This is a genomic window from Flaviflexus massiliensis, from assembly GCF_001375495.1.
Classification (GTDB): domain Bacteria; phylum Actinomycetota; class Actinomycetes; order Actinomycetales; family Actinomycetaceae; genus Flaviflexus; species Flaviflexus massiliensis.
In genome coordinates this window covers 1,381,801-1,398,142 of sequence record NZ_LN831058.1, presented here as the reverse complement: position 1 = coordinate 1,398,142, position 16,342 = coordinate 1,381,801, and the positions used below count along the sequence as shown (strand labels likewise).

General features: G+C 58.1%; 17 protein-coding genes. 10 read left to right on the top strand and 7 right to left on the bottom strand.

The features are described from left to right. Positions 1-151: 151 nt before the first annotated feature. Both trpD and BN1241_RS10445 read right to left on the bottom strand, forming a co-directional pair. Positions 152-1,207, bottom strand: a complete 1,056-nt coding sequence (gene trpD, locus BN1241_RS10450) for an anthranilate phosphoribosyltransferase (RefSeq protein ID WP_054953519.1) — start codon at positions 1,205-1,207, stop codon at positions 152-154. Further along, positions 1,204-1,641 carry a response regulator transcription factor gene (locus BN1241_RS10445; protein ID WP_054953518.1) on the bottom strand — a complete coding sequence of 146 codons (438 nt, stop codon included), beginning with the start codon at positions 1,639-1,641 and terminating at the stop codon, positions 1,204-1,206. Before BN1241_RS10445 ends, trpD begins: the two co-directional genes overlap by 4 nt. 271 nt (positions 1,642-1,912) lie before the next feature. Here BN1241_RS10445 and ctaE point away from each other — a divergent pair, with 271 nt between their 5' ends. The 10 genes from ctaE to BN1241_RS10390 all read left to right on the top strand — a co-directional run bounded on the left by ctaE (position 1,913) and on the right by BN1241_RS10390 (position 11,106). Then, positions 1,913-2,548, top strand: coding sequence for an aa3-type cytochrome oxidase subunit III (gene ctaE, locus BN1241_RS10440; RefSeq protein WP_230198308.1), 636 nt, complete (start codon positions 1,913-1,915; stop codon positions 2,546-2,548). Positions 2,549-2,600: 52 nt separating this feature from the next. Beyond that, positions 2,601-3,386: a cytochrome bc1 complex diheme cytochrome c subunit gene (gene qcrC / locus BN1241_RS10435; RefSeq protein WP_054953516.1), complete on the top strand. Its 786-nt coding sequence runs from the start codon at positions 2,601-2,603 to the stop codon at positions 3,384-3,386. Continuing rightward, complete coding sequence (qcrA, locus tag BN1241_RS10430; protein ID WP_222704445.1) at positions 3,383-4,411, top strand: cytochrome bc1 complex Rieske iron-sulfur subunit; 1,029 nt, start codon at positions 3,383-3,385, stop codon at positions 4,409-4,411. Before qcrC ends, qcrA begins: the two co-directional genes overlap by 4 nt. After that, entirely contained in the window at positions 4,408-6,099 is a 1,692-nt protein-coding gene (qcrB, locus tag BN1241_RS10425) for a cytochrome bc1 complex cytochrome b subunit (RefSeq protein ID WP_054953514.1), read from the top strand. Before qcrA ends, qcrB begins: the two co-directional genes overlap by 4 nt. Before the next feature lie 102 nt (positions 6,100-6,201). Further along, positions 6,202-6,816, top strand: coding sequence for a superoxide dismutase (locus BN1241_RS10420; RefSeq protein ID WP_054953513.1), 615 nt, complete (start codon positions 6,202-6,204; stop codon positions 6,814-6,816). An 837-nt stretch (positions 6,817-7,653) separates the two neighbouring features. Next, positions 7,654-8,241 (top strand): hypothetical protein, encoded by a 588-nt coding sequence (locus BN1241_RS10410; protein ID WP_147599410.1) that lies wholly within the window; start codon positions 7,654-7,656, stop codon positions 8,239-8,241. Positions 8,242-8,446: 205 nt separating this feature from the next. Further along, a complete protein-coding gene (locus BN1241_RS10405; protein WP_147599408.1) occupies positions 8,447-8,998 on the top strand; it encodes a hypothetical protein in 552 nt (183 codons plus the stop codon). Between the two features lie 390 nt (positions 8,999-9,388). Continuing rightward, the gene (locus BN1241_RS10400) at positions 9,389-10,144 is read left to right on the top strand and encodes a hypothetical protein (protein WP_054953509.1); all 756 of its coding nucleotides are present in this window, start codon (positions 9,389-9,391) and stop codon (positions 10,142-10,144) included. Between the two features lie 309 nt (positions 10,145-10,453). Beyond that, entirely contained in the window at positions 10,454-10,708 is a 255-nt protein-coding gene (locus BN1241_RS10395) for a hypothetical protein (protein ID WP_054953508.1), read from the top strand. A 14-nt stretch (positions 10,709-10,722) separates the two neighbouring features. Next, positions 10,723-11,106, top strand: a complete 384-nt coding sequence (locus BN1241_RS10390; RefSeq protein ID WP_054953507.1) for a hypothetical protein — start codon at positions 10,723-10,725, stop codon at positions 11,104-11,106. A 540-nt stretch (positions 11,107-11,646) separates the two neighbouring features. On the opposite strand, the gene BN1241_RS10385 is transcribed toward BN1241_RS10390, so the two are convergent. The 5 genes from BN1241_RS10385 to BN1241_RS10365 all read right to left on the bottom strand — a co-directional run bounded on the left by BN1241_RS10385 (position 11,647) and on the right by BN1241_RS10365 (position 16,229). Beyond that, complete coding sequence (locus BN1241_RS10385) at positions 11,647-12,078, bottom strand: cytochrome c oxidase subunit 4 (protein ID WP_054953506.1); 432 nt, start codon at positions 12,076-12,078, stop codon at positions 11,647-11,649. Then, positions 12,075-13,793, bottom strand: coding sequence for an aa3-type cytochrome oxidase subunit I (gene ctaD, locus BN1241_RS10380; protein WP_054953505.1), 1,719 nt, complete (start codon positions 13,791-13,793; stop codon positions 12,075-12,077). Before ctaD ends, BN1241_RS10385 begins: the two co-directional genes overlap by 4 nt. Beyond that, positions 13,780-14,667: an aa3-type cytochrome oxidase subunit II gene (gene ctaC, locus BN1241_RS10375; RefSeq protein ID WP_222704444.1), complete on the bottom strand. Its 888-nt coding sequence runs from the start codon at positions 14,665-14,667 to the stop codon at positions 13,780-13,782. Before ctaC ends, ctaD begins: the two co-directional genes overlap by 14 nt. 219 nt (positions 14,668-14,886) lie before the next feature. Next, positions 14,887-15,879 (bottom strand): FKBP-type peptidyl-prolyl cis-trans isomerase, encoded by a 993-nt coding sequence (locus tag BN1241_RS10370; protein ID WP_187117631.1) that lies wholly within the window; start codon positions 15,877-15,879, stop codon positions 14,887-14,889. Between the two features lie 5 nt (positions 15,880-15,884). Further along, positions 15,885-16,229, bottom strand: coding sequence for a HesB/IscA family protein (locus BN1241_RS10365; protein WP_054953503.1), 345 nt, complete (start codon positions 16,227-16,229; stop codon positions 15,885-15,887). Between the last annotated feature and the right edge of the window lie 113 nt (positions 16,230-16,342).

Sequence of the window (16,342 nt, the reverse complement as noted above, 5' to 3'; positions counted from 1 at the left end):
TGTTGGTTCAGAGAAACATCGATGTGTCAATTGAAAATGTTCGAATCTCGAGTTTCGAGTCAGAGGCCTCAGGTCTCGGATCTCGGTGGAAGGTGGGGCACCCACGAACTTGTTTGAGTTCGTGGGTGCCCCTGACAGATAACGGCGCTCATTACTCCGCTTGGGAGAGCGACACCCATCTGCTGAGGAGATCTTCGGCCTTGCCCGAGTCGATCGTGTCGCGTGCAATGTCCAGGCCAGCACGGAGGCGTTCGATGAGAGTGCCGGAGTTCCGGTCCACTCCGGGTGCCCTACCGTAGGCAACGAGTGCACCGGCAACGTTGAGCAGGACCGCTTCGCGGCCTGCACCCTTCTCACCGGCAAAGATCCTGCGGGCAACATTGGCGTTGTAGACCGCGTCTTCGCCGCGCAGGTCCTCGACCGTAGCCGGGCTCAGTCCCAGATCCTTGACCGCGTCGACGATGCTGTACTCGACTTTTCCGTCGTGCACTTCCCATACGTGGTTGACCGACACAGCATTCAGTTCATCCATGCCGTTATCGCCGCGGAAGACAAGCGCATCGGTACCTCGGCCAGCGAGTACCCCGGCCACGATAGGTGCGTGGTGGGCGGAAGAAACTCCGATCGCTCCGGCGCGTGGGCGAGCCGGGTTCGTCAGTGGGCCGAGCACGTTGAACGCGGTGCCAACACCCAGCTCCTTCCGTGCCACACCTGCGTGCCGCATGGAAGGGTGGAAGAGGTTGGCGAACAGGAACGTGATTCCGAGTTCTTCGAAGTTGGAGATCACTTGCTTGACGGGCAGGTTGAGGTCCACTCCGAGAGCCTCGAGGCAGTCGGCGGAGCCGGACGCTGATGAGGAGGCACGGTTGCCGTGTTTGACGACCTTGACCCCGGCGGCGGCGATAACGATGGACGACATCGTGGAGATGTTGATCGTCTTCATCCTGTCGCCACCGGTCCCGACAATATCGAGGGTATCCCGGTCAATATTGATGGATTTTGCGTGCTCGAGCATGGCGTCCGCCAGTCCGCGCAATTCATCCGTGGTCTCACCCTTGGTGGCGAGCGCGGTGAGGAAACCTGCGAGCACAACCGGTGACGTGAGCCCGGACATTACCTCGTCCATCGCCCACCGCGTGTCCTCAGTGTCGAGGTCTTCACGGCGAATCAGGCGAGCTGTCAGATCGGACCAGGTCCGCCGGCTCATCGGTTGCTGGTTTCCAGCAGGAGCTTCGTCACCTTCTGCTGAATGTCGCGGGGGTTGATCGGAAACGAGGCCATCTCCTCAGCGAGAGACCAGCGACCGAGCCATTCGTCTTGAGGGCGGGCAATAAGAAGAAGAACGGGCGGGCAGTTGGCAACTTCGTCCTTGAGCTGCTTGGCCAGTCCCATGCCGCCAACCTTGGAGGCTTCACCGTCCATGATGAGAAGGTCAAAGGTTTCCTGTTCGATCAGGTCGGTGACGCCGAACTCCGTCGCTGCCTCGTACCATTCGATCGTCGGCGCACCCTTCCCGGGGCGGCGTCCAACAGTGGTCCGCACCTCGTCGCGGGTTGCTCGATCATCGCTGTAAATCATGATCTTGGCGCTCGCCTGTGAGCCGGCTACTGCCGCATCCTGGGATCGTACGAGATCCGACATTCTGTCCTCCATCCGGAACTGTGTAGATACGAGGGTTATCCTATCCCGTCAACAGGGAACGTGTGTCATTCGTCCACTGTCCCGTTACGTCAGAATGATGTTGTGCAACTCGCCGGAAAGACGTGCCGACTATGGCATAGGCCTCAAGTAGCGACACAATCGTTCAAAAGTCGCTGATATCTATGCCACTATTGGGACATTTCGCCCAAATATAGGACTTTCATCCCAGGAAATGCACAAGTTCAGGGAATTTTAAGACATAATGTCCACTGTGAGTACAGCATCTTCGGCTGCCAATCGTGCGCCACACGTTACGCGTCCCAATGTCCTGTCGGTGGGTATCATCGTCTGGCTTTCCAGTGAGGTCATGTTCTTCGCTGGCCTCTTCGCCATGTACTTCACGCATCGCTCCGTTGCCGGTAGCGCCGCGTGGAGCGAGGCTGCTGAGGTCCTGAACGTGCCCTTCGCGGCCATCAACACGACGATCCTCATGCTCTCCTCGGTCACGTGCCAGTTTGGCGTGTGGAAGGCTGAGAAGCTGATTGCCCGCCGCGAGGGTTCGATCTTCCAGGTGAGGAAGTGGGGCATGACCGAGTGGTACATGCTCAGCTTCATCATGGGCGCGATCTTCGTCAGCCTCCAGATCTTCGAATACTCGGAGCTGGTCAGCCACGGTGTCACGGTCTCGTCCAGCAGCTACGGATCGGCCTTCTACATCACGACGGGCTTCCACGCGATCCACGTCGTGGGCGGCCTGGTGGCCTTCCTGCTCATCATTGGCAGGACCCAGATCACAAAGAAGTTCAGCCACCGCGAGGCATCGACCGCTGTCGTGACGTCCTACTACTGGCACTTCGTTGACGTCATCTGGATTGCTCTCTTCTTCATCATTTACGTGCTCAAGTGATGATGACTTTTAACCGACTTACCAACTACTTTGCAGAAGCGAGGCCATCATCGTGAAGATCACTGCCCTGTCCAGGAGAAGCCGTTACGCACCCGTCATTCTCCTGATGCTTGCCCTGTTCTTTACGGCCGGAATCTACTCACTTGTTGGCCCTGACAGCGCAACCGCGACCCAGGGCTCTTCCGAAGCCAACGTCCAAGAAGGCGAAGCCATTTTCGAGGCGAACTGCGCCTCCTGCCACGGTCCCGATGGCGCGGGCACCGATATTGCACCCTCGCTCACGGGTGTCGGTGCGGCTTCCGTCCACTTCCAGATGATCACTGGACGCATGCCGATGGCCAACAACTCTCCCCAGGCTGAGGTGAAGCCCGCCCAGTTCTCCGAGGAACAGATTTACGACGTCGCTGCCTACGTTGCGACCCTGGGCCCCGGTCCCTCCATTCCTTCCGAGGACATGGTTGACCCGGCCGGTGGTGACCCGGCTTCGGGTATGGAGCTGTTCCGGACCAACTGCTCGATGTGCCACAACGCTGTTGGCGCAGGCGGCGCACTGTCCGAAGGTAAGGTTGCTCCCTCGCTCATGGACTCCACTCCCACGGAGATTTACGAAGCGATGGTGACGGGACCGCAGTCCATGCCGGTCTTCAACGACGCCAACATCACCCCCGAGGGGAAGCAGGACATTATTGCCTACATCACCCACCAGCAGGAAGCAGACTCTGTCGGTGGTAACAACCTGGGCTCGGTCGGCCCGGTCGTTGAAGGTATGTGGGTCTGGATTATCGGTCTCGGCGGCCTCTGCCTGATCGCCGTATGGATTGGAGCGAAGAAGTCTTGAGTAACGACATTCAGCACGGGTCGACGCTGAGTAACGAACCGGAAGAACGGTTCGAGAACCCGGGCCTCCCCCCGCACAAGCCGCGCAAGAATGAGTCGAAGCCGAGCCTGAAGAAGCTCGACTCGGCAATCGTCACCGGCATCTTCTCCCTATCCGCGCTCGCCTCAATCGCAGCCGTTGTCCTGTACTTCGTTCTGCCCGATTACACGACGCTCGCCAACATTCGTGTCGGCAACCTCGTTCTCGGTCTCGGACTTGCCATCGGTTTCGGTGGTATCGGTATCGCCGCGATCTACTGGGCTCGTGCGCTCATGGACGACAGCCCGAAGGTCGAGGAGCGTCACACCTCCCGAACCTCCGCTGAGGCTCAGTCTGAGGCGATCGAGATCATGCGCCAGGGTGTTGCCGAATCCGGTGTTGCCCGCCGCCCCTTCATCACCGCAGCACTCGGTGGTGCACTCGCTCTCGTTCCCCTCCCCTTCATCGTTCCCCTGGTCGCAAACCTGGGTGAGGAAGACGGCTGGAACATCGGCAAGCTCAAGCACACGATGTGGGCTAAGGGGACGCGCCTCATGACCGACGGACCGCACGATGCGTCTCGTCCGATTAAGAAGGAAGACGTCACCATCGGTTCGGTCTTCCACGTGATCCCCGAAGGCCTTAACGATCTGAGCCACGAAGAGGGCTACGCGGACGAAAAGGCGAAGGCCGTTGTTCTGCTCATCCGTCTCGACGAGAAGGACCTCAAGCAGCCGGAGAAGTCCCTCGACGGCATCGTTGCTTTCTCGAAGATCTGTACCCACGTGGGTTGCCCGGTTGCTCTGTACGAGCAACAAACCCACCACCTGCTGTGCCCCTGCCACCAGTCAACGTTTGACGTGGCCGATGGCGCAAAGGTTGTGTTCGGCCCGGCGAAGCGCCCGCTTCCCCAGCTGCCGATCACCGTGGACGAAGAGGGCTACCTCATTGCGGAAGGCGACTTCCCTGAGCCTGTTGGACCGAGCTACTGGGAGCGTAAGAAGTGACCACCCCAAAGTATTCACAAAAGCCCAAGCAGCAGGGCGGCGCCTTCAACTATGTTGATGAGCGCACGGGACTGTCCGGTGTCATCAAGGGATTTGCGCGGAAGCTGTTCCCCGACCACTGGTCATTCCTCCTCGGTGAGATCGCGCTCTACTCGTTCATCACCCTCATCATCACCGGCATCTTCCTTGCCATGTTCTTTGTACCCTCCATGGGTTCAACCACGTATCCGCTGGATGCTCTTCCCGTCACCGAGCAGGGCAACCACATGTCGGAGGCATACGCGTCCACGCTGAAGATCTCGTTCGAGGTCAAGGGTGGCCTGCTCATGAGGCAGATGCACCACTGGGCTGCGCTGCTGTTCATGGCGTCGATCGTTGCGCACATGTTCCGCGTGTTCTTCACCGGCGCATTCCGCAAGCCTCGCGAGCTCAACTGGCTCGTCGGTTTCACCCTCCTCATTCTCGGCCTGCTTGCCGGTTTCACCGGCTACTCGCTCCCCGATGACGTGCTGTCCGGTAACGGCCTGCGTATCGCCGACGGTGTCGCGAAAGCCATCCCGATCCTGGGTACGTGGGTGTCCTTCGCGCTCTTTGGCGGCGAATTCCCCGGCATGGACATCATTCCGAGGCTCTTCACGCTCCACATTCTTGTGGTGCCGGGTCTGATCCTCGCTCTCGTTGGGCTACACCTGCTCATGGTTGTCGTGCACAAGCACACCCAGTATCCCGGTCCGGGACACAAGGAAGACAACGTCGTGGGCTTCCCCGTCTTCCCGGTCTATGCCGCGAAGGCCGGCGGGTTCTTCTTCATCGTGTTCGGTTTCATTGCGCTCCTGGGCGCAACGCTATCAATCAACAATGTGTGGAGCTACGGCGGGTACGATCCCTCCCCCGTTTCCGCGGGTGCTCAGCCTGACTGGTACATGCTGTTCCTGGAAGGGGCGCTGCGCCTCATGCCGGGTTGGGAGTTCGAGTGGCTCGGATTCACGTTCTCCATGAACATCCTGATCCCCGGTGTCGTCATCCCCGGAATCCTGTTCACCGTCCTGGCGATCTACCCGTTCCTGGAAGCCTGGGTAACCGGAGACAAGCGCGAGCACCATATCCTGGACCGCCCCCGCAACGTTCCCGTCCGCACCGCAATCGGCTCGATCATCATCGTCGAATTCTTCATCCTCGTTCTCGCAGGATCGAACGACATTCTTGCCACCCATTTCGAGATGTCCCTCAACGGAATCACCTGGTTCCTGCGCATCCTGTTCCTTATCGCCCCGTTCATCACGTTCTGGATCGTCAAGCGCATCTGCCTCTCGCTCCAGCGTCGTGACCGTGAACTGGCGATGCACGGGCGAGCAACCGGTCGTGTCGTCCAGACCGCTGACGGAGCATTCCACTCGGTGCACCGTCCCCTCGACGACTACGAGCTCTGGACTCTCGTCCAGCACGACCTGCACCGCCCGCTCGAGATCGGTTCCGCAAACGATGCCGATGGTCACCCGCGCCCCGAACACAAGAAGCTCAAGCGCCGTTCCGCGGTGTCCCGCTTCTTCTTCGAGGATCGCGTGGAGCCCGTGACTCGCAGCGAGCTCGCGGCGGCTCAGGCTTCGCACCACCAGCTTGACCACACCTCGCAGTCAACATCGATTGCACAGCTCGAGAAGCCAACCACCAACACAATCGAATCCTGATTTCGCCAAGAGCGGGTTTGCTAGCGGCAGACCCGCTCTTCAGCGAGACTGGTAGGACAAGAGTCCCGGGACATCACCGGGCATTACGGAGGAATTATCATCATGGCAAAGTACACACTGCCCGAGCTTCCCTACGACTACGCGGCACTGGAGCCCCACATCTCCGGCAAAATCATGGAGCTGCACCACAGCAAGCACCATAACGCGTATGTGACCGGAGCTAACGCAGCTCTTGAGAAGATCGCGGCCGCACAAGAATCTGGTGACTTCAGTGCACTCAACCAGTACCAGCGGGACCTGACCTTCAACCTTGGTGGACACATCAACCACTCGATCTTCTGGAAGAACCTCTCCCCCAACGGTGGTGGCGAGCCCGAGGGTGAGCTCCTCGAAGCAATCAAGGACGCATTCGGCTCCTTCGACGGTTTCGTCAAGCAGTTCACCGCAGTAGCAACCGGCATCCAGGGCTCCGGCTGGTCCGTTCTGGCATACGACACGGTCGCTGGTCGTCTCACGACGTTCCAGATGTACGACCAGGCCAACAACGTTCCCGCGGGTACCCTCCCGGTCCTCATGCTGGACATGTGGGAGCACGCCTTCTACCTTGACTACTTGAACGTCAAGGCCGACTACGTCAAGGCCTTCTGGAACCTCGTCGACTGGGAAGACGTCGCTGCACGTCTCGAGGACGCCAAGAAGACCGTCATCGTTAAGTAACGACACCATGGTTGTGCGGGTGGGAAGCATTGAGCTTGCCGCCCGCACATTCTTTTGCCCGGATTCAGTCCCGATGCAATCCGCGGTCGTTACACTCGTACCACTAGCCGCCCACCCACCGAGGAACAACTCATGACCGGGCAGACCCCGCCCGAGCCAGGCGAGGAGCGGGCCTACAACGCCCTCCCCCCATCCGAACCTGCCCCGTTTACGGCACCCTCTGCGCCCGAGAGCCCCGGCAATGCGGCACCAGACCCGTGGAGTGCTCAGCCTCCCCAGCAGCAGCCACCCGCTCCTCGGTGGAACAATCAACCGGGACAGAGTGCTCAAGGATCACAGTCTGGTCAGGTGCCTCCTGCAGCTCCTGGAATCATGTTGCAGCCTTCCACTCCCCCAAACCACGGATATAGCCCCACAGGCCCCCAGCAACCCCAGCATGGTCATCCGCCCATGTACAACCAGGGGCTGGCGGATCCCGACGGGCACCAGTTTTGTGGTCCCGAGGGCGGACCGAGCAATCAGGCCTATCCAGGTCAGGATCGACCTTGGAATCAGCCTCATTCCAGATATCAGCAACAACCTGGGTCCAACACTCATCCAGGCCACCAGTTCCCTGGGCATGCCCCGGGTTCTCACGGACAGCAAGCTTCCTGGGCGGAGAGCTATCCTTCCGCTCCCTCCGCACCCTCCGGTCCCATTGATTTGAACAGGCCAGCGCCATCGGGTCCCGTTCCTTCCGCGCCGTCGGGTCCTGCACCATCAGCACCATCGGGCCCGGCAGGTGGATTCCCTCATGCTCAGAGTGCACCTCCCATGGGTGTCGGGTATGGGCCACAGATGAATCAGTCGCCTGTCATGGGTCCTGGGGCACCTTCATACCAGCAGCAAACCCAGGGATTTGCTTCGGCATCCAGTGCCAACACGGGTGCCCAGTTGCAACCGGGTCAACACCAGCAGTCTGGACAGTACGGTCAGAATCCCGCACAGATGGATCACCAGCCCATCCAGAATCCTCCCCAGGGCTACTATTCAGGCCCTGGCCCCTACCAATACAACCCGGCTGGCTACGATGCTCCGCCGAAGAAGAACACCAAACTATGGGTGATCCTTGGATCCTTTCTCGCCATCGTCATCGTTGTCAGTGTCATCCTCTTCTTTGTCTTCACGGGTGAAGACAAGTACCGGGAAGGCATGGAAGTGATGTTCGAAGAGAGCGATCTAACCGCGATCTTGGCACGGGATGCCGGTGTGATGACAGAGGAACAATATGAGGCTTGGTTCAACTGCGTGGTCGAGGAGGGACGCGAGTCGTACCCTGATTCGTTGATCGAAAAGATTGAAGAGCAAGACTTCGACATGACACCGTCCGAGCAGGGCGAAATGACCACCGTCTTCACCCGCTGTCTCGAAGAACACGTCGAATAACGCCAAAACTATTGCGGTCTTCCCATAACCCTGCCCCTTGCCTTCTCGGTTAAGGGGCAGTGTTATGCGGACCGAGCAATACGTTGGGTACGGGGACCCTTCACCCCGCTGTTAACTTCTCACTCGTAGGTAACAAAGTTAGGTTGAGGACGTAAACATCCGGCCAGCATGGCGGTCCGGACAGCACATGGAAGGGACCATGATCATGACGAACGGTAATCAGAATTGGCAGCAACCCGGCGCGCCTGGAGGACAGCACTATCAGCCCGCCCCGGGCAATCAGCCATACCAACCAGTTCCCCAGTATTCCGCACAAGCACCTGGTAGCGACCAGGGTGCCTACTACTCGCCCGACGGTCACCAGCCGTACCCGATGCCCCCTCAGAAGTCGAAAGCTCCTCTCTTCATTGGTCTAGGCATCGTCATCCTTGCCCTCATTGCCGGCCTCGCATTCTGGTTAACAAGCGACGGTGTTGGAGATGGCAAGCCGAGCCGTGCAGACGTGCGTGCAGGGATCGAAGAAGTCGTCATCGGGCAAATGGAAAGCCAGGGACAGTCCCCCGAAATGTTTGAAACCCAAGGTATCAGCCTGGACGGATTCTACGACTGCGTTGTTGACGATGTCTATGATGACGTCTCTGATGAAACCCTCAGGCTCATCGCTGCAGGCGATCCTGACGCCGAAACCGGTAGCGCAGATGCCTCGATCCTTGGGCAGGCCAGCAACACCTGCATGGCGCAGCTGATGTTCGAATAATCCTCCCTGCACATAGTCAGTCCTTCATCTCCAACCGGCTCCCGGAAGTTCCTTAACAAAATTTGGAACTCACGGGAGCCAGCTGCTTGCAGACGCAGATACCTGGTTCCCAGCATTCTGTTCCTATCCGCGCTCACCCTTGAACTGCATCCTAATCAACGTCAAGGTGCTTCAGCCCTTGCCCGTTCCTGCCTCATTTGCGCCAAGAACAAGTAACGAAAAATACGTCTTTATCTACGGAACAAACCAAGATGTTGAACTGGGGAATTCACCCCGTGATCGAGCTGTACTCACAGTTCTTCTGGGTGTTAGGTTGTAACGCGAACGTACTTTTTCACACATCACGAATCGGCCCTACTCACGGACTGAATCGAGTAAAGGTAGATCGAAATGACAACTGGGAATAATCAGAATTACGGCCCTCAGGGCCAGGGTAACTGGGGACAGCAGCCTCCGTCGGCTCCTTCGGGTCAGACCCCGGGATACCAGCAGGACGCTCCTTACGGTGACCCAAACCAGGGCCAGTACGGTGGCCAGGGACACGGCGGCCAGCCGCCCTACGGCCAGCCCCCTCAGGGCGGTGGCTACGGTCAGCCTCCCCAGGGTGGCGGTAGCAAGACCGGCATGATCATCGCCATTGTCGTTGTCGTGCTCCTTGCACTCGGTGCCGGTGCGTACTTCCTTTTCTTCAACGGCGATGACGAGAAGTCCGATGACGATCGCACAACCGAAGAGACCATTGGCACCGAAGAAACGTCCGACACCGAAACCGATGGTGACGACACCTTCACGACTGATGAGAGCGAAGATCCCTTCGGTGACGAGACCACCGCTGATGGAGGCGAGGAAACGACCGATGGCGACGAGCAGTACGGCGATCCCAATGCTGATCCGGCCGCGTTCCGTGCGGGCATGGAAGAAATTCTTGCTGCCAGCGGCCTTACCGAGGAGCAGGCAATTGCACAGGGCATCACGGCCGAGCAATGGGACGACTACCTCAGCTGCGTGACCGACGAGTCTCTTCAGCGCCTCACGCCTGAAGTTATCGAATCCATTTCGAACGGTGTGGACGTCTACGACTCCAACTCGGTGAGCGAGCTTTCCGACATTGCCACCTCCTGTGGCCAGCAGGTAGGCACCCTCTAAACCTGACTCGTAAGAGAAACGACCTGTGGGCGGTGGTATTTTTGCTACCGCCCACAGTGCTCTCTTCGCACTGCCTCCGCCCGATGCTAATGCATTAAACACAGCGCGAAACTGAAAACTTTCAACAGTAAGCACCTACGGAAGTGGTGTTAGATCCTCCTGCTCACAAAAATCGCGCACTCCACCCCAAGGTGTCGAGAACCTCCACTGCCAGCCCAAGAAACTACGTATATTGATCATGTTTTTGCGGGACACATTGGCGTTGCATGTGTGTATCATGTTAGCTACAGCACAACGAAGGAGGACCCGATGTCCGAAAAGAATGATGAGAACGGAAAGGTGCACGACAACGCTCCTTTCAATCCCCTCTCCCCTCATGCTGACGACCCAGATTTTGAACCCCGTCCCACCCACGAACCTGAAGTAGGACACGGCGGTGAGTACGATCAGGTACCGTACACTGATCAAAGGGAAGAGACGACTGGTGAAACTGGTCGGGGAGAATACGATCAGAAGAACTATCGCGATCGCCAGGCCGGTCGACCAGACGGTCACGACAGCTGAGTGAAACGAGGGGCGTGAAATCACGGATTCACAAGAGTCGCGGCATCTATTCGATCGCCGCGGCTCTTCTTATTGGTATCACCGGTGTCCAGCTTTTCTTCATCACCGGTGTCACCGCGAATGAAGTAAGCCAGGCTGAATATTCTGAAGCGCTCCTCGACCAGCTTGATTACGATTCACGACTCGCTCCGCCACGAGAAGCAACACCAGCCGAACAAGTATTCTTCAATACGTGCCTGACTAATGGCACCTTTCAACGTGTAACAGCTCGCGGACGTGATGTTGTGGCACATGCTAATAATCTTGGGAAACTCCACGACAAGGACTTTGAGGTCATCGTCTTCCGTGCCAGAGACTGCCGAACGGAAGTTTATGACGACCGCGAAAAACTGAACTAGGCCTCCCTCCACTTCTCGCCTTCAAAGACTGTCGGCCCAGAACGCATCGGACACAGCGGCTGCTCCCCGAATCACTCAATCCCGAATAAACCTCATTGAGCGGCAATTCCGGCAGAACGACGACGGGTGTGGCCCCGGACTACCCATCACCCTCACAGCACGTTCCTGTGGCCTCCTGTGGGCGGCTAGGAAGGTTCTACGGCCTCCTCTTAACTATACAGACGCTGCCTCGCCCTATGGCGATTGTCTGCCGCGTTAAGAACAGCGCCACTTCTCTCAGCACCGTTCATCAACCCCTGGGAAGGCCTTCGTGAACGCAGACGTGCTGCCGAGCTTAGTACTACCTCTGCCAATCCACCAACATCCGCTATTCGAATGAGTCAGGAAGAGGTTACTTGGCCCCTGACAGGAGGGTTCTTACTCGGTTATCTGTGCTATTCCCCCAACACTCGAACTTGCCTAATGGAAAAGGCTGAGAGCAGAAAGCAAATGCCCCGACCACTATGGTCGGGGCATCTTCCATTTCAGTTAGTTACGAGCTCAGTGGGCGTAGTGTCCACGGTTGTTCTCAAGTGCGTAGCCGATCACTCCGATGATGGAGACGGCAATGCCGAGACCGAACATCCACCAGCCAACTGCGAGTCCGGCTGCGACGAGTGATGCGGCGATACCGATGACCAGTGGCCACCACGAGTGCGGATTGAATTCGCCAACATCGCCCTCAGCCTCATCGATCGTTGCCTCCTCGTCGTCGGATGGACGGAAGTCCACGCGGCGCGATGTCAGCCACAGGAAACCTGAGACGAAGAAGAACATGAAGCCCAGACCGACCAGGGTCATGGTCCCGATCGGTTCTGCATTGGTGACGATCGCGTAGGCTGCACCGACAATGAAGAAGAAGGCTCCGGGAATGAGGAAGAGGAAGAACTCGGCAACAAGACCGCGACGTTCCTTCGACTGCTGTGTTGTCACTTCGATTCCTCCAGTATCTTGCCGGATGTGTCAGGTTGAATTCGTTCCATAGCCGCGACCTCGGGATGGTGTAGGTCGAAGGCAGGACGTTCTGAACGGATCCTCGGCAGTGACGTGAAGTTGTGTGCCGGGAGCGGAGAGCCAGTTGCCCATTCGAGGGATCCGCCGAAGCCCCACGGGTCGTCCGGAAGCGGTTCCGGCTTGGGCCCGGTGTGGGTCTTGAGAACGTTCCAGAGGAAGACGATGGTTGAGATCGCTAGAATCGCGGAACCAATCGTCGAGATCTGGTTGTACGTCTGGAAACCATCCTCGGGCATGTAGTCCGGGATACGACGCTGCATACCCTGCACACCAAGCCAGTGCTGGATCATGAACGTTAGGTGGAAACCAATAAACGTGAGCCAGAAGTGGAGCTTACCAATGCGCTCGTTAAGCATGCGGCCGGTGAACTTGGGCCACCAGAAGTAGAAGCCCGCGTACATTGCGAACACAACCGTTCCGAACACGACGTAGTGGAAGTGCGCAACAACGAAGTACGTGTCGTGGATGTGGAAGTCCATGGCTGGCGAGGACAGGATGACACCCGTGACGCCGCCAAGAACGAACGTGAGGAGGAACCCGATGGCAAACATCATCGGTGTCTCGAAGCTGAGTTTTCCTCGCCACATTGTGCCGATCCAGTTGAAGAACTTCACGCCCGTCGGCACGGCAATCGCCATCGTCAGCAGCGAGAAGAAGTTGAGCATGACGCCACCGGTCGTGAACATGTGGTGTGCCCACACGGTCACGGACAGGGCAGCAATCACAATCGTTGCGTAGACGAGGCCCTTATATCCGAAAATGGGCTTGCGGGAGAACACGGGGATGACTTCGGAGATGATGCCGAAGAACGGCAGGGCGATTACGTACACCTCGGGATGTCCGAAGAACCAGAAGAGGTGCTGCCACAGGAGAGCGCCGCCGGCTTCGGGGTTGTAGATCTGGCCACCGAGGATGCGGTCGAATGCGAGTCCGAACAGTGCGGCGGCGAGAACCGGGAAGGCCATGAGAACAAGCATCGAGGTGATGAGGATGTTCCAGGTGAAGATGGGCATGCGGAACATGGTCATGCCGGGCGCACGCATCGTGATGATCGTTGCGATGAAGTTGACGGCACCAAAGATCGTGCCGAAACCGGTCATGATCAAACCCATAATCCACAGGTCACCACCGAGACCCGGTGAGAACGCGTTGGTCGATAGTGGCACGTATGCCGTCCAACCAAACGACGCTGCCCCCTTCGGGGTGAGGAAGCCGGCGATGGTGATGAGACCGCCGAAGCTGAACAGCCAGTAGCTGAACATGTTGAGCCTCGGGAACGCGACATCGGGGGCACCGATCTGGATGGGAACGAGGACGTTACCGAACGCGGTGAAAAGCGGTGTCGCGAACAGGAAGAGCATGATCGTGCCGTGCATCGTAAAGAACTGGTTGTATTGTTCTTTCGACTGGAGGAGCATGCCGGGCTCCCAGAGCTCGGCCCTAATAACGAGGGCCAAGACACCACCGATCAAGAAAAATGCGAAGGACGAGATGAGATACATGTACCCGATCGTCTTGTGGTCCGTGGACGTAATCCACGAGATCGCGATCTTACCGAAGGACTGCTTCTTGGGCTTCAGGCCCGGAACAAAGTCTCCTTCGATAATGGACTGGTCAACTTCAGTGGTCGCCATTGTCTGCCCCCTCTAGGACGTACTGCCTGTTGTACTCGTCGCCGCGGGTGCCGGTGTTCCCAGCTTCGCGGAGCTTTTCCATTTCGGCGTCGTAAGTGTCGCGGTCCACGACCGCAACGTTGAAGACCATTTCTGCGTGGTATTCACCGCACAGCTCTGCGCACTTGCCTGAATACACACCTTCCTCTTGCGGGGTCACCTGGAATGTGTTGACGCGGCCGGGAACCATGTCGATCTTGTACAGGAAGGCGGGGATCCAGAACGAGTGGATGACGTCGCGCGACTTGATTGTGAATTCCACCGTCTCATCGACCGGCAAGTACAGGGTCGGGAGCTTCTCCTCGGCTCCGACTTCGCCGTCATTGAAGGAGATCCTGTCACCCGAGTAGTGAACATCGTCGGTCGTGTAGTTGAAGTCCCAGCTCCACTGCTTGCCGTAAACCTCGATTTCAACATCGGGTTCGGCCGAGACGTCGTTCATTTCCGCGGTTGCGCGGGTGGAGAAGACGAAGAGCACGCCGACCATGATGATCGGGACGATCGTGTAAAGGATTTCGAGAGGCACGTGGTAGCGGAGCTGCACTGGGAGCTCGTTATCGTTCTTGCGCTTGCGGTAGGCGATGACGCACCACAGCACGAGAACCCACACGAGTGCACCGACAGCGACGGCTGCGAACCATGCACCGTTCCAGAAGTCGATAAGCTGACCGGTCCTATCGGTCATCTCCCTCGTCGAGGGCAAGAATCCAACGTCGATGCCCTTGCCTGGTTCGCTCGGAGAATGATCCGACGAACATGCGGAGGCGAGTGCTACGACACCGAGGAGCGCGCCGAAGCGGGCTATTCCCCTACGCCGTTGCTGTGTTTCACGCACGGTAGTGTACCTTCCTTCACGTTTCCCTCCCCGCTCAATCCCAGCGGAGATAGGGACTATCGTCCTAGTACTCTACTGTACATAGTTTTTTCAGGGTTGAGTGCCAACGAATATGAGAATTCCTCGGTTTTTTGTGGAAAAACGGACATTTCCCCGCACCCATGTGGTGCGGGGAAATGTTTACAGACTATTGCCGGCTCGTTTTGGCCAGTTCTTTACCTACTCAACAGCTTGCGCAGGAGGCAGTTGGGCAACAACATCGACGAGTGCCGCCATCGACGGGGTCTCTTCATCACCCGGGATGAGGAGGAGGACTCGTGATCCGATCGGCACGCCTTCGAGAGCATCGAATGCGGAGCCGCCACCGATTGTGGTGTTCTGCACACCACCAAAGTCGATGGACGATTCGGCTTGGCCGTTGTTCCACGTCGCTGCCGAGTACTGGAAGTAGACAGTCGTACCTGCAGAACCGACCTTCTCGCCGCTACCTTCGGCCACGACGATGGAGTCGAGTTCCGTTGGCTCTTCTTCGCCCTCCTTGACGGTCACCTGGCTCAGTTCGCCAAGTCCGCCCTCGATATCGACAGGTAGTTCGTCAGCGTCGGTGACAACTTTCGCCTCCGGGTCACCGGTCTCATCCGGTGCGATGGCATTGTCAATATCAACAACGAAAACAATCGTGTCGGTTTCGCCAATACCTGCGGAATCATTGCCACCCATGGGTCCGTATCCGAGATCCGCGGGGACGGAGATGATGACGCGGGAGCCAACCTTTTGGCCGGCAAGGCCGTCACGCCATCCCTGGACAACGGAATTCAGCGGGAATGCTGAGAGGGCACCACGTACGTAGGAAGAATCGAACGTTGTGTCGCTCCCCCACACTTGACCAGCGTAGTTGACGAACACGAGGTCTTCTCTCGCGACCTCGCGACCATCGCCTTCTTCCACGACCGATACCTGGAGCTGATCCGGTTCGGTCGCGCCTTCGAAGTCGAGGCTGACGATGCCATCTTTCTCTACGATGGAGGGCATACCCTCATCTGAAATCACCGCGTCAACCTCGGCTGGAGTGCCGGACTCGTCATCGGACGGGGCCTGCTCAGCCGAGGTTGTTTCTTCAGTAATTTCTGACTGTGTCTCGTCCTCGTTGGACGAGCATCCTGCTAGAACCAGGCTCGCTACTGCTGCGAGCGCGACGATCCGTCGCGTCAATCGCATCAGTGGAACGAGTCGCCGCAGGCGCAGGAGCCGCCAGCGTTCGGGTTGTCAATCGTGAATCCCTGACGCTCAATCGAGTCAGCGAAATCGATCGTTGCACCATCGAGGTAGGGCGATGACATCTGGTCGACAACAACACCGACACCGTCGAAGTCGCGGACGAGGTCGCCCTCGAGCTCACGCTCATCGAAGTACAGCTGGTACATGAGACCCGAGCAACCGCCCGGCTGAACTGCGACGCGCAGACGCAGATCGTCGCGACCTTCCTGCGCGAGCAGGCTCCGCACCTTGTTCGCTGCGACATCGGTCAGTTCGACACCGTGGACTGCGAGTGTTTCAGTCATGAGTTTCTCCTTAAAACTTTAGCCGGGAGGCTACTACAAGATTACGTGCATCCCCCAAGCTTTCCAAGGACCTTCCTGGCAATTGCCTGGGACTGTCCGTGAATATGCGGTTT